We start from the raw sequence: 13,133 nt of genomic DNA on the forward strand, positions 1-13,133 counted from the left end.
GAGAGAGAAGATGTTGACACCAAAAGAAAGACTGAAACTAATATTTGACGGGCAGAAAGCAGACCGTCCGGCCTGTATCTGTCCTGGAGGAATGATGAACATGGTGACATCGGACCTGATGGATGCCGTGAATATTTATCTCCCCGATGCTCATAGGGATGCAAGGAAAATGGCGGATCTGGCGAAGACTGTGTATGAAAAAGGATGTTTCGAAAATTATGGCGTGCCGTTCTGCATGACAGTAGAAGCAGAAGAGATGGGCGCCAGCGTAGATCTTGGGACTAATATCTACGAGCCTCATGTGACAGGATACGTCATTGATTCGGTGACAGATTACCGGAAGCTGACCCCGGTGGATGTGACAAAAGGACGGGCTAAAGTGGTGACGGATGCCATTCGTATCCTGAAAGCGGAGACCAAGGATATTCCGATCGTGGGAAACCTGACGGGCCCTGTCAGTACAGCAAGTTCTGTGATGGAGCCAGTGATCTTTTATAAAGAGCTTCGTAAACGCAACAAAGAGGCTCATGAATATATGGAGTTTATCACAGATCAGCTGATCGCATTTGGACGGGCTCAGATCGAGGCGGGGGCAGATGTGATCGCAATTTCTGACCCAAGCGGTACCGGGGAGATCCTGGGGCCTAAGTATTTTGAAGAATTTGCGGTGGCCTATATCAATCGTCTGCTGGATGCACTCCAGGGAGAGAAGCTGGGTACGATCGTACATATCTGCGGACAGATGAGTCCGGTATATAACGAGATTAACGAGGTCAGAAGCAGTGCGCTCAGCTTTGATTCCATCGTGCCGATGAAGGAGGCAAGAAAGCACCTGCCGGACCGGGTGCTGATGGGAAATGTCAGTACCTATGCGTTAGAATTTGGCGATCCGGCAAGAGTAAAAATTTTGACAAAGAGCTGCATGAGAAACGGGTCGGATATTATTGCGCCGGCCTGCGGCCTGGGAATGAAGTCGCCTCTTCCCAATATCCAGGCAATTCTTGCCTGTGTCAAAGGGGAGGCATAAGAAAATGGCCAGGATCACAGTAAAACAATTGAACGGCCCTGTACTATGTGAGGATGGGGCAAATCTTCTGGATCAGCTCCTTCGGGGAGGGGCCTTTGTGGATAATCCCTGCAGTGGGAAAGGAATCTGTGGAAAATGCAAAGTCAGGATCCTGTCGGGAAAGACCTGTGAAATGTCGGACACAGAAAAAAATCTGCTGAAAGAGCAGGAAATCCGGGAGGGAATCCGTCTGGCCTGCATGACAGAAGTCTATGGTGATGTGGAAGTAGAGCTGTTGAAAAAGGAGCGAAAACACGAAGTCCTGACCAGGGGATATCTGCCGGAATTTGAAAAGGATACTTTTGGCGGAGGCTATGGTATTGTTATAGACATCGGGACCACTACCGTGGTGACGGCACTGATCGATCTGGTCTCAGGGGAGGAGCTTGCAAGTGCGTCTATGATCAATGCCCAGAAGCATTATGGGCTGGATGTGCTGACCAGGATTACCTACGAGTATGAGCATCCCCAGACCGGAATCAGGGAACTGCAGGATGCAATCGTACACTCCATCAATGGCATGATCACAGAGGTATGTGACGAGGCGGAAATCCCAAAAGAGGAGATCCGGGAGATCGACGTGGCGGCCAACTGTACAATGATGCATATGCTGCTGGGGGTGGATGCCAGAAGCATCGGAAGAGCCCCTTACCGTCCGGAATTTACAGAGGCAAAGAGACTTCCCGCATCCGGGATCGGGATTGAGGCAGGCAAAGATACTCTTTTGTACTGTCTGCCCCAGGTATCGGGCTATATTGGAGCAGACATCGTAGCAGGCGCTTATGTCTGTGCGCTCCAGAAAGAGAAGGGGCGCGTGCTGTTTATTGATATTGGAACGAATGGCGAGATCGTACTGGCAAGCCAGGGCAGGATCCTTTGCTGTTCCTGTGCGGCGGGACCGGCATTGGAGGGCATGAATATCAGCTCTGGAATGCGGGCGGCTGAAGGAGCCATCGAGGATGTAAAGATTACACCGGAAGGAAATGAGATCAAAGTCATTGGCGGTCAGGAACCTGTAGGAATCTGTGGAAGCGGCATCCTGGCAGTGGTAAAGGAACTGCTCCGAACCGGCATTGTAAAGAAGACCGGGGCGTTTATCAAGAAAGAGAAACTAGAAGACGATGACTATCGCTTCCCAATGATTCGGGTCAATGGAACAAAGCGTGAATTTGTGTTACATGAAAAGCCGGAAATCCTGGTGACACAAGGAGATGTCCGTCAGGTACAGCTGGCAAAGGGCGCCATACTATCCGGATTTACTGCACTTCTTGAAAAAGCGGCAATCACAATGGGGGATCTGGACAAGGTAATGATCGCCGGTCAGTTTGGCGCACATCTGCCGGCAGAATCGCTGGTGGGGACCGGGATTCTGCCGGAGGAAGTAAAGGACAAGCTGATCTATGTGGGGAATTCTTCTAAGACGGGGGCCTACATGGCGCTGATGTCCGAAAGGGCAAAACAGGAAATCGAAGAACTGGCATCTGAAATGGAATATATAGAGCTTGCCGAGACGGAAAATTATGAACGGATCTTTGCGGACAGCATGATTTTTCTATAAAAGACAGGATGCTTGGATGATGAGGGAGAAAGCATATGGAGTATGAAGAATTAAAACGACTGATGAGAGAGCAGAAGGTGGAGATGACCGCAGAGGAGAGGATGAAGGCTTATAATGCAGGGGAAGAGGTAGATCATATCCCCTATACTCTGCAGGCGCCGGATCCGGCTATGGCGGATATCTTTGGGTTCACTACCTCGCAGTTTGCGAAAGATTTCGAGGTAAAAAGTGAGGTGATCCGTCGTCGAAAGGAAGAGTTTGGACTGGATAGCTTCAATGTAGGGCTAGGGCTTAAGACCATCGGCGGAGCGCTGGGGTCAAAGCTTGCCGTACCGGAACACGGGATTGACTATGTGGAGGAGCATATCCTTCGGGATTATGCAGATTTTGATAAGCTGGAGGTGACGGATCCTTATACGAATCCAGTGCTTCGTCCGATTCTGGAAAGTGCTAAGAGGCTGAAAGATCGTTTCCCGGATGTAAGTATGACGACCAGTGTGGCAGGACCCATATCTACAGCGATCGCAGTACGGCCGGTGGAAAAGGTACTGAAGGATACCAGAAAAAATCCGGAAATGCTGCATAAGCTTCTGGATCTGACAGTAGAGTGCTCTTTGAAATGGTTTGAGGCATTTGCCCATGAGTTTGGCCCGGTTCCTACGAATTTTTCGGATCCGGTGACCTGTATGGATGTGATCAGCAAGGCTCAGTTCGATGAGTTTTCCCTGCCCTATATCAAAAAGCTGATTGATGGAACGGAGAAGATCATGGGATCGAGACCGGGAGCCCATATCTGCGGCAAGACCAATCCGATCTGGAAGGACCTTGCAGATGCGGGGCTGTTCTCTTTCAGTATCGATAACTGTGAGGATCTGGCCGAAGCGAAAAAGGCGGTGGGGGACAGGATGCGGATCGCAGGGAATGTGCCGCCGGTAGATGTGATGAAGGAGGGGACCATCGATGAGGTGATCGCTTCCTGCAGGGAATGTCTGGAAAAATGTGCGGACAATCCTGCCGGGTATATTCTGAACACAGGATGTCAACTCCCCATCGGAACGCCGAAGGCAAACGTGGAGGCATTTATCTACGCAGCCAGAAAGTATGGAAGAGGCGCAAGACTCGGGAAGATGCCAAGAGGGCTTGAGGATGAATCATAAAATAACGATGGAAAAAGTCAGGTTTTAGAAGCCTGGCTTTTTTAATACATGAAAAGAGGAGCCGGGTTTTTGACATCAGATATGGAAGTGCTATAATGCCAGGGAGACGAGAAAGGGATGAGACAGTTGAATCGATTATCAGTTTATATTTTGAAGCGTTATCTGCTTCTTCTTTTAGGGCTTTCTATCATGGCGTTTGGAGTAGCGTTTTCCATCAAGGCATCACTTGGGACTTCGCCAATATCCAGTGTGCCCTACGTGGTCAGCCTGTTTGCGCCGCTGACTGTTGGAACAGCAACGATTATTATGCATTGTGTATTCATTGTCATGCAGATCCTGATTCTGAGGAGAGACTATCATCCGATCCAGTTAATGCAGCTTCCGGTTGCATTTTTCTTCGGCTATCTGACGGATTTCGGAGTCTGGGCTGTCCAGGGGATCAGTTATGATACCTACTGGCAGCAGTGGATCATCTGCATCATCGGGATCTTTTTGGTGGCGGTCGGCGTCAGTCTGGAAGTAAAGGCCGGTGTAGTGGTGCTTGCCGGAGAAGGGGTAGTGCTTGCCATATGTAAGGTGCTGCCTGTCAAATTTGGCTACATGAAAGTCGGGTTTGATGTGACATTGGTCGTTGTGGCCTGCCTGCTGTCTGTCGTATTTACCGGACAGTTTCAGGGCGTGAGAGAGGGAACCGTTGCGGCGGCGATTTTTGTAGGGCTGATCGCAAAACGGATCGGTAAAGTGTTGGAACGGTGGGATCTGGAAAAGGAGTAGGGAATACCTACTCCTTTTTCATAATAAAATTTGTCAGAAGAATGCCGTGGCGTTTCACAGTCTGCCTGGCTGCCACATGATACCCTCTTTTCTGGAAAAAAGGTTTTGCTGTGATAGAGGCATGAGTTGTGATGATGTTCGGAGACGCATGTGCTTCCAGGCGGTCACAGATACCAGAAGCGATTCCCTGGCGCTGATAATCCTTATGGACATAAAGGCGGTCAAGGTATCCGGTGTCATCGATGTCTCCAAAGCCTGTGATAACCAAGCCTTCTTCCGCAATGACTGTGAAATGTTCCGTCAATGTACAATGCCATCGCTTCTGAACATCGGTATCAAAGCTATCAGGTGCCCAGGCATCAAGCTGAGCTGCAGTGTAATCGCCGGAACATATGGAGTGAACGGTGTCATGAAAGAGCCGGAGGATCTGTGGCAGGTCTTCCTGCTGATACTTTCTGAAGATCATGATGGAACCTTTCTTTTATGATTTTTGGAAATCTAGTCTTCCAGTGCGGCGATGACTTCGATTTCGCAAAGGGCATGTTTGGGCAGTGTTTTTACGGCCACACAGGTACGAGCAGGCCTGGAGGTAAAGTAACGGGCGTACACTTGATTGAAGGCGTCAAAATCATCCATATCTGCGATGAAGCAGTTTGCCTTGATAACCTTGTCGAAGGAGGTACCGGCAGCTTCCAGCATAATGCCGATATTGCGGCAGGCGCGGTCAGTCTGTTCTTCGATGGTGTGGACGTGCAGTTCACCGTCTGAGGGTTCCACACCAATCTGGCCGGCGGTAAAGAAAAAGCCGTTGTGGGTATAGCCTTGAGAATATGGACCGTTTGACTTTGCGATTTTGTCCGTGGTAATGATTTGCATAGTTTATACTTCCTTTCATACTCTGTTTTTAAGGATAGAGTACCACGGAGAAGGAAGGAAAACAACGGGATTTTTTTCGGGTGTGTCGAACAAGTGGAGCGTCTTAAAAATACATTTATATAGCAGATGGCATTCGCCATCTGCTTGTGTTATAATACTTTCAAAGCATTTTATTTCTGGCGTTTCTATTTTGGCATTGCCAAGTCTTATATTCCAAGTCTTTTAGAAATTTCAATGCTTTGATCCCAACATAACCAGCAGAGAGATTTCTGAAAGAATGGATAGGGAAATCTCTCGTATATATTTCAAAAAGGAGGTTTCCATATGAGCAACGGTATCAAACAGACTGTAAACAGAACTTTTAAATCCAGTGTCTTTGTGATGCTGTTCAGCGATGCCGCAGAAGCGCTGAAATTGTATAATGCGGTTAATGGTACAAATTATAAGAATCCAGAAGAATTAGAGATTAATACCCTGGACAATGCAATCTACATGGGAATCAAGAATGACGTATCTTTTGTCATAGATTCGAGATTATCCCTGTATGAGCATCAGTCAACTTACAGTCCAAACCTTCCTTTGCGCTTTTTAATGTATGTGGCAGATTTATATTCATCTATGACCAGACAGAAGGACTTATATTCGGAAAAAGTGGTAAAACTGCCGCCGCCAAAGTTCCTGATTTTTTATAATGGCGAAAAACCAAGAGCAGAGCGAGAAGTGCTTAGATTGTCCGATGCATATCAGGTAAGAGAGGGACAGCCGTCACTGGAATTGGAGGCGGTTATGCTGAATATCAATCCAGGGAATAATCCTGAACTTTTAAAGGTTTGTAAGACATTAGGGGACTATGCAGAATATGTGGAAAGAGTCCGACGATATGCAGGAGAAATGAATCTTCCGGAGGCAGTAGAACGGGCAATCACGGAATGTATCCAGGAAGGAATCCTGGCAGATTTCCTGGAGAGAAACCGGGCGGAGGTGAAAAAAGTGAGTTTATATGAATATGATGCGGAGAGGCACATGCGCCAGATAAAAGAGGACGGAATAGAAGAGGGGAGAAATGCGCTTCTTAAGGAACTGATTGAGAAAAAGAGGAAAAAGGGTCTGTCTGTGGAGGAAATCGCAGAGATTCTGGAGGCAGATCTGGAAACAGTCCGTACGTTGATAGAAGAAAGGAATTAATATTTCATGCAAGCAGTAAAGCATCCGGCGGATGAAATGACGCCATGGGAACGAAAGAAAGCGATTGATGATGGAAGGGACTTTGACCGGTATCCGGCAGTCCCTTTTATGAGTGAGTTTAAATGTTATCTTTCCGGAGTCAGTATCTGGGATTTTTGGCATTTGCCGGAAAAAATGGCGGAGGCGGAGATTTGTGTGTTTAACAGATATGGCTATGACCGCATCGTGACCGGACCGAATACCAGAGGGATTACAGAGGCACTTGGCGGAACGTTCATATACCCGGAAAAAGGTGTGCCCTATGCTGGAGAACCGTTCCTTCAGAGTTTTGAACAGCTAAATGTTATGGAGCCGGTGGATGCGTTTAAAAGTGAACGGATACGGACGTTTGCAAGAGCCGCAGAGCTTCTGGTGGAAAAAGCGGGAGAAATTGTGCCGATTGAAGCCAGTATCGGCGGGCCGTTTACGATCGCGGCTAACTTAAGGGGGGTGGAGAGACTCTTGAGGGATTGCCGGAAATACCCGGAGGAAGTGCTGCGTTTGTTGAGGATTATTACTGACAGCCAGAAGAGCTGTATCGATATGGCTGCAAAATATGGCTTGGGAATCGCAATGGCGGATCCGGTGGCGAATCCTGCTCTGATTGGCCCGAAAATGTACGAGAAATTTGTGTTTCCATTTACAAAAGAGCTGACAGATTATACGGCGGAGAGGACAGGCAGGAAGGTTTCGCTTCACATGTGCGGAAAGACAAACAGCATTTGGAAATACCTGGCGCAGTACGAGCTTAATGAGGTCAGTCTGGATAATATCATCAATCTTCGGCAGGCGGCCGAGGAATTAGGGAAATATGTGCCTGTTGCAGGAAATGTAGATCCGGTGGAAATTGTGATGAATGGAAGCCGGGATGAGATCATAGAAGCGGTGAGATCATGTATTGACGCTGGAAAGAGGGCTGAAAAAGGATTCACGCTTGCGACGGGGTGCGATATTCCAGAGACCACAGGACCGGAGCAGGTAGATTGTTTCATGGAAGGAGTCAGAAGTTATAGAAAAATATAATAAATAGGTTTGACGGGTGTGGTAATTTCAAGACATTTGTACGGGTGGTGCTGCCGGTGGTGCGATCGTCGCTTTTAGCGCTGGCAATCTTTACATTTGTAGGAGCGTGGAACAACTTCCTGTGGCCGTTGGTGGCATGTACCAAGGAAGAGATGAAGACGCTGCCGCTGGCGCTTAGTCTAATGAAGACGCAGTACAACACAGACGTAGGTCTGACAATGGCCTGTGCTGTGATTAACTTCCTGCCCCCGTTCCTGTTCTACATTTTTATGCAGAGCAAGTTTAAAGAAGGCCTGACTATGGGCGGAGTGAAAGGATAAGAAGATTTATGAAAACAGACGAGCTGGCAAAACGGATATTGCTGCCGCGGGAGGCTTATACCGCGGCTGTAAAGGTGGAGATTTCACGGGAAGAGTATGTCCGGGAAAGAGAACTTTTTTATCAGGATATCAAGAGCTTTCTGGAGCGTTGGAAAGGAAAAGAAAAACGCTATACCTGGGCGCTTGCCTTTTACCTGCGCCTTTCGGCGGAGACATATGATAAATATCAGGAAGAAGGCATCCCGGACCAGGTATTTGACCAGACCTTTTATGACCTTACGATCTGGTGCAGAGAATGTTACCGCAAATATGGAGTCTATGGACTGGAAGAGCTGTGGTGGCTGGGGCAGTCTGTAAAGATGAAGCTGTTCAGGCTCGGGAGGCTCCAGTTTGAGCCCATCCGGGTAAAAGAGCCGCTGGAGGGGAACGGGATTCGGATCAGGGCCGGAACAAAAGGCCTGAATGTGCATATCCCGGAGGACGGGCCCTTGAAGTATGAAGCGTGTATCGAGTCTTTCCGTCAGGCAGAGCTCTTTTTTGCAGACAGAGAGGGTGATAGGCCGGAATTTTATATGTGCGATTCCTGGCTGCTGTCTCCGGCTTTGGAAGAACTGCTCCCTAAGACCAGCAATATCATCCGTTTTCAAAAACTGTTCCGGATCGTGAAAGTCCACTATACCTTTCCGCAGGCAGAACAGAGGATCTTCGGGGAAGTGCTGGAGGATAAGTCCGGATATCCGGAGAACACCTCGCTTCAGAAGAAAGCAAAAGCATACATATTGGAGGGGAAAGATCCGGGAATTGGAGTCGGTGTCATAGATGATGTCTATAGATACATGTAGATAATCATCATCTTTGTTATGTTCCAGAAACAATTTATCAAAGGAATGACTATGAGCGGCATAAAGTAAAATATGTGGTATGAAAAGGAGAGGATATTTTGATGCGCAGACAAACAGAAATTAATTATGAAATGAAGCTTTTAAGTTCCCTGGAGAAGGTATTCCAGGCCGAAACGCCGGTCTACAGGCCGGAATGCCTGGTATTAAGCGCCCTGTGGGACGAGACGGTGTCCTTCCAGGCTGCCTATACCGGGGACTGTTTTATGCGGGAGCGGCTTGAGGTGCGCGTGGTATCCGAGCTTGAAAAGTGGGTACGGGTGCGGACCGTGGAGCAGGTGCCGGTGGGACGGGCCACCAACGTGATCGTGGATGATAACTATCTGAAGACAACACCGGGGATGTATCCGGATCTTCTCAGGGATCTCCCGGAGGATCATAAGGTCATTGTCTGCTCGCATCAGTGGAGAAGTCTGTGGGTAGATGTGGAAGTGACGGAAGAAATCCCGGCAGGCGACTATGAGATTGAGATCCAGCTGCTAAAAGAAGGAGAGATTGTCTGCTCTGCGAAGATGAAGCTTCACGTCGTTGGGGTGACACTTCCTAAGCAGGAGATCATGCATACAGAATGGATGCATGCAGACTGCCTGGCGGATTATTATCATGTGGAGGTGTTCTCGGAGGAACACTGGCAGATCCTGGAAAATTTCTTTGCAGAGTATGTAAAGAGGGGCGGAAATATGATGCTGGTGCCGCTGTTTACCTCCCCTCTGGATACGGCTGTGGGGCTGGAGCGGACCACGACCCAGCTTGTGGATGTAGAAGTAAAAGACGGCCAGTATATCTTTGGATTTGACCGGCTGAAGCGCTGGATCGATCTGTGCCGGAAATACGGGATTGAATATTTTGAGATGTCCCATCTGTTCTCTCAGTGGGGCGCTAAGTATGCGCCCAAGGTGGTGGCAACGGTGGATGGAAAAGAAGAAAAGATCTTCGGCTGGCATACACCGGCGGTGGGCGAATATACAAACTTCCTCCACAGCTTTCTGCCAAGCCTTATTGAGAAGCTTAAGGAATGGGGGATCGCGGAGCACACCTATTTCCATATTTCCGATGAGCCAAGGGAGGAGCACCTGGAGAGCTACAGGGCGGCAAAGGAATCTCTGGGAGATCTGCTTTCCGGATTTCATACCTTTGATGCTCTTTCAAGCTATGAGTTCTACCGGCACGGTCTGATCGACAAACCGATCCCGGGGAACAATGAGATCGAAGAATTCCTGGAGCATGGCCTGACCGATATGTGGACCTATTACTGTACCGGGCAGTTCTATGAGGTGAGCAACCGGTTTATGTCCATGCCGTCCTTAAGAAACAGGATTTACGGCGTGCAGCTGTATAAATATGACATTATCGGGATTCTGCACTGGGGTTATAACTTTTACAATACTCAGTTTTCCATCGAGCATATCAATCCTTATGAAGTGACAGATGCCGGAAATGCGTTCCCGGCAGGGGATCCGTTTATTGTATATCCTGGAGCGGATGGCCATCCGGAGGAATCAATCCGTATGATGGTACATTATGAGGCGCTGACAGACCTTAGGGCATGTAAGCTTCTGGAAAGCCTGACATCTAAGGAGCATGTCATGGAACTGATCGAGGGAGATCTGGCAGAACCGTTGACCTTCCGCCGTTTCCCTAAGTCAGATATGTATCTTCTTACGCTTCGGAACCGGATAAACCGGGAGATTGAAAGGCTTACAGCGAAGGCGTAAGAGGAAGATACAAAAGCGGTAAGGAGGAAAAAATGGGAGAAACGAAGATTGTCAAAACAAGCTGTGCCGTCTGCGGGGCCTGCTGTGAGATTGACGCTTACGTAGAGGACGGGAAGCTGGTTTCTGTAGAAGGGGCGAAAAATACGCCGATGCAGGAAGGCGGTATGTGTGCGAAAGGTGTGGCGGCAGCTCAGTTTGAATACAACCCGGAGCGGATCCTGTATCCCATGAAGCGTATCGGAGAGAAGGGGGAGGGCAAGTTTGCCCGGATCTCCTGGGATGAGGCCTACGATATGATTGCAGAAAATCTTCTGAAAGTGCGAAGGGAATATGGCCCGGAAGCGACAGTATTCTACGTGGGATATCCCAAGTGGTTCCGCCCGGCCATGCTCCGGTTTGCCAATCTGTATGGGTCGCCGAATTTCTGTACCGAGTCCAGCACCTGTTTCCAGGCGGCGGCGCTGGCGTGGAAGTCCATTTACGGAAACAGGATCTGCGGACCGGATCTTAATAATACAAAGACGCTTCTGATCTGGAGTTCCAATCTCTATCACTCGAAAACGACTACCAGCGGAAGCTATCAGGCGCTGAAAAAGCGAGGTGTCAAGATCATCGACGTGGATCCCAGGCATACGGTCACAGCCCATGATGCGGACCTGCATCTCCAGCTGATTCCGGGAACCGACGGAGCACTGGCGCTGTCCATGGCGCAGGTGATCATCGAGGAGGATCTTTATGACCATGACTTTGTAGAAAACTATGTATTTGGTTTCGAGGAATACCGGGAGTATGTACAGAAATTTCCTCCGGAAAAAGCCGAAAAGATCACCGGCGTTCCGGCTGATAAGATCCGCAGGGCGGCAAGACTTTATGCAGGAAACGGTCCTGCATCCCTGATGTTCTCGGCATCGCCGATCGTACATCATATAAGCGGCGTGCAGAACTACCGGGCAGTCTTTTCCCTGATCGCCCTGACGGGAAATTATGACGTCGAAGGCGGCAACCGGACCCAGCCGGGACCTTTTTCTCCGGCAAATGAATTTGGAAAAGTGAAGCGTTATGACGGAAAGGAAGCTATCGGGCAGAAGGACTTTCCGGCCTGGTTTGATCTTCCGTGCCAGGAGGCCCAGTGTACCAGACTGGCGGATTATATCCTGGAGGAAGATCCGTATCCGATCAAGGCTGTATTTTCTGCGGGAATGAACCACCGGATGTGGCCAAAGCCCGGACATCTTCTGGAAGCGTTAAAGAAGCTTGATTTCTATGTCAATACAGACATGTTCTGGTCGGATGCATCGACAGTGGCGGATCTGGTGCTGCCAGCCTGCACGTCCTACGAGAGAGAGGAAGTACAGACGAAGCCTGGCGGACGTTTTTTCTTCTCCAATCGGGTTGTGGAGCCTTTGGGAGAAGCGAAAAACGATATCGAGATCATCATGGAAGTGATGAAGCGGATGGGGCTTGAGGACGAAGTCCTCGCAAAAGGCTACGACGCATATATGCAGTATATCCTGGAGCCGTCCGGGCTTACTCTGGAAGAATTAAAGGCGCACCCGGAGGGAATGAAAGGGAAAAATCTGTATCCGCCGGCGGTAAAAACCTATGAAAGAGAGCCGTTTCATACCCCGTCCGGAAAGGTGGAGATCCGCTCCCTGGTATTGGAGCGGTATAAAGACACCCATGGATACTCCGGTCTTCCGGTGTACCAGGACTTTCGGGAGATAGCGGGAGTCGATCAGAAGCAGTATCCGTTGATCCTGAATACAGGAAGCAGGAAGCCACAGTTTTTCCATTCCCGGGTTTACCGGATGCCCTGGCTTGCCGGGATTGAGGCAGAACCGATGGTGGAGATCCACCCGGAGGATGGAAAGAAGTATGGGATTGAAGACGGAGCAAAGGTCCGGGTGGTGTCGCCGGCAGGAGAAATGACCGGTGCAGCAGCCTACCATGTGGGCGGGAAACCGGGAGTGGTTTATATCTATCACGGCAGCCCCCATGGAGACGCTAATGAACTGATCGGGAAAGACTATCTGGATCCGATTTCCGGTTTCCCGGGATTCAAGAGTTATTTCTGCAGGATGGAGAGAGTATGATGAAAGTAAGGTTTGATCGAAATACATGTACCGGATGCTTTGCATGCTATGTGGCCTGTATCGCAGAGCATCACGGGCCGGAAGAAGCGGACGCCGGGAGTTTCCGCCGTGTGGAGAAAGTGACGGATCTGGCAGCCGGCTTTCAGAAAAATGTGTGCCCAGGCTGTATCCACTGCGGGAAGTGTATAAATGTCTGTCCATCCGGTGCTCTGTACCGGGAGGAAACTTATGGGCTGGTGCTGGCAGATAAAGAAAAGTGTACGGGATGCCGGGCCTGTGAGAGTGTCTGTCCCATGCAGGTGATCCGCTTTGACGAAGACGGAAAGGCAGAAAAGTGTGACGGATGCATCAGCCGCATAAAAGAGGGAAGAAAGCCGGCCTGTAAAAGCGTCTGCTGTACCGGTGCGATCCGGATGGAGGAGCGTTAG

General features: G+C 49.3%; 13 protein-coding genes. 11 read left to right on the forward strand and 2 right to left on the reverse strand.

Annotated elements, in window-relative coordinates; all coding sequences use genetic code 11:
* Positions 1-10: 10 nt before the first annotated feature.
* The 4 genes from BKD12_RS05995 (at position 11) to BKD12_RS06010 (ending at position 4,555) form a co-directional block, all read left to right on the forward strand.
* The gene (locus tag BKD12_RS05995) at positions 11-1,027 is read left to right on the forward strand and encodes a methylcobamide:CoM methyltransferase MtbA (protein ID WP_070088412.1); all 1,017 of its coding nucleotides are present in this window, start codon (positions 11-13) and stop codon (positions 1,025-1,027) included.
* Positions 1,028-1,031: 4 nt separating this feature from the next.
* Entirely contained in the window at positions 1,032-2,624 is a 1,593-nt protein-coding gene (locus BKD12_RS06000; protein ID WP_070088413.1) for an ASKHA domain-containing protein, read from the forward strand.
* Positions 2,625-2,659: 35 nt separating this feature from the next.
* On the forward strand, positions 2,660-3,781 hold the full coding sequence (locus BKD12_RS06005) for a uroporphyrinogen decarboxylase family protein (protein WP_070088414.1): 1,122 nt from the start codon (positions 2,660-2,662) through the stop codon (positions 3,779-3,781).
* Between the two features lie 117 nt (positions 3,782-3,898).
* A complete protein-coding gene (locus tag BKD12_RS06010) occupies positions 3,899-4,555 on the forward strand; it encodes a YczE/YyaS/YitT family protein (RefSeq protein ID WP_070088415.1) in 657 nt (218 codons plus the stop codon).
* 7 nt (positions 4,556-4,562) lie between these two features.
* Here the strand turns inward: BKD12_RS06010 and BKD12_RS06015 are convergent, their stop codons facing one another.
* Positions 4,563-5,021: a GNAT family N-acetyltransferase gene (locus tag BKD12_RS06015; RefSeq protein WP_070088416.1), complete on the reverse strand. Its 459-nt coding sequence runs from the start codon at positions 5,019-5,021 to the stop codon at positions 4,563-4,565.
* Between the two features lie 32 nt (positions 5,022-5,053).
* A complete protein-coding gene (locus tag BKD12_RS06020; protein WP_070088417.1) occupies positions 5,054-5,431 on the reverse strand; it encodes a Rid family detoxifying hydrolase in 378 nt (125 codons plus the stop codon).
* A gap of 324 nt (positions 5,432-5,755) precedes the next feature.
* Between BKD12_RS06020 and BKD12_RS06025 the strand changes: the two genes are divergently transcribed.
* The 7 genes from BKD12_RS06025 (at position 5,756) to BKD12_RS06055 (ending at position 13,133) form a co-directional block, all read left to right on the forward strand.
* Positions 5,756-6,616 carry an RpnC/YadD family protein gene (locus BKD12_RS06025; protein WP_070088418.1) on the forward strand — a complete coding sequence of 287 codons (861 nt, stop codon included), beginning with the start codon at positions 5,756-5,758 and terminating at the stop codon, positions 6,614-6,616.
* A gap of 6 nt (positions 6,617-6,622) precedes the next feature.
* A complete protein-coding gene (locus BKD12_RS06030) occupies positions 6,623-7,678 on the forward strand; it encodes a uroporphyrinogen decarboxylase family protein (protein ID WP_070088419.1) in 1,056 nt (351 codons plus the stop codon).
* Positions 7,678-7,998: a carbohydrate ABC transporter permease gene (locus BKD12_RS06035; protein WP_270644027.1), complete on the forward strand. Its 321-nt coding sequence runs from the start codon at positions 7,678-7,680 to the stop codon at positions 7,996-7,998. The genes BKD12_RS06030 and BKD12_RS06035 overlap by 1 nt, the downstream gene beginning before the upstream one ends.
* An 8-nt stretch (positions 7,999-8,006) precedes the next feature.
* On the forward strand, positions 8,007-8,840 hold the full coding sequence (locus tag BKD12_RS06040) for an acyltransferase domain-containing protein (protein WP_070088420.1): 834 nt from the start codon (positions 8,007-8,009) through the stop codon (positions 8,838-8,840).
* 101 nt (positions 8,841-8,941) lie between these two features.
* Complete coding sequence (locus tag BKD12_RS06045; RefSeq protein ID WP_070088421.1) at positions 8,942-10,612, forward strand: DUF4091 domain-containing protein; 1,671 nt, start codon at positions 8,942-8,944, stop codon at positions 10,610-10,612.
* Positions 10,613-10,644: 32 nt separating this feature from the next.
* Positions 10,645-12,705 (forward strand): molybdopterin-containing oxidoreductase family protein, encoded by a 2,061-nt coding sequence (locus BKD12_RS06050; RefSeq protein WP_070088422.1) that lies wholly within the window; start codon positions 10,645-10,647, stop codon positions 12,703-12,705.
* A complete protein-coding gene (locus tag BKD12_RS06055; RefSeq protein ID WP_070088423.1) occupies positions 12,702-13,133 on the forward strand; it encodes a 4Fe-4S dicluster domain-containing protein in 432 nt (143 codons plus the stop codon). Before BKD12_RS06050 ends, BKD12_RS06055 begins: the two co-directional genes overlap by 4 nt.

The organism is Merdimonas faecis (genome assembly GCF_001754075.1).
GTDB classification, from domain to species: domain Bacteria; phylum Bacillota; class Clostridia; order Lachnospirales; family Lachnospiraceae; genus Merdimonas; species Merdimonas faecis.

Excerpts from the sequence above, each read along its gene's own strand:
- BKD12_RS06050 (WP_070088422.1), top strand. The coding sequence starts at position 10,645 with ATGGGAGAAACGAAGATTGTCAAAACAAGCTGTGCCGTCTGCGGGGCC.
- BKD12_RS06015 (WP_070088416.1), bottom strand. The coding sequence starts at position 5,021 with ATGATCTTCAGAAAGTATCAGCAGGAAGACCTGCCACAGATCCTCCGG.
- BKD12_RS06030 (WP_070088419.1), top strand. The coding sequence starts at position 6,623 with ATGCAAGCAGTAAAGCATCCGGCGGATGAAATGACGCCATGGGAACGA.
- BKD12_RS06045 (WP_070088421.1), top strand. The coding sequence starts at position 8,942 with ATGCGCAGACAAACAGAAATTAATTATGAAATGAAGCTTTTAAGTTCC.
- BKD12_RS06005 (WP_070088414.1), top strand. The coding sequence starts at position 2,660 with ATGGAGTATGAAGAATTAAAACGACTGATGAGAGAGCAGAAGGTGGAG.
- BKD12_RS06000 (WP_070088413.1), top strand. The coding sequence starts at position 1,032 with ATGGCCAGGATCACAGTAAAACAATTGAACGGCCCTGTACTATGTGAG.
- BKD12_RS06025 (WP_070088418.1), top strand. The coding sequence starts at position 5,756 with ATGAGCAACGGTATCAAACAGACTGTAAACAGAACTTTTAAATCCAGT.
- BKD12_RS05995 (WP_070088412.1), top strand. The coding sequence starts at position 11 with ATGTTGACACCAAAAGAAAGACTGAAACTAATATTTGACGGGCAGAAA.
- BKD12_RS06020 (WP_070088417.1), bottom strand. The coding sequence starts at position 5,431 with ATGCAAATCATTACCACGGACAAAATCGCAAAGTCAAACGGTCCATAT.
- BKD12_RS06055 (WP_070088423.1), top strand. The coding sequence starts at position 12,702 with ATGATGAAAGTAAGGTTTGATCGAAATACATGTACCGGATGCTTTGCA.
- BKD12_RS06010 (WP_070088415.1), top strand. The coding sequence starts at position 3,899 with ATGAGACAGTTGAATCGATTATCAGTTTATATTTTGAAGCGTTATCTG.
- BKD12_RS06040 (WP_070088420.1), top strand. The coding sequence starts at position 8,007 with ATGAAAACAGACGAGCTGGCAAAACGGATATTGCTGCCGCGGGAGGCT.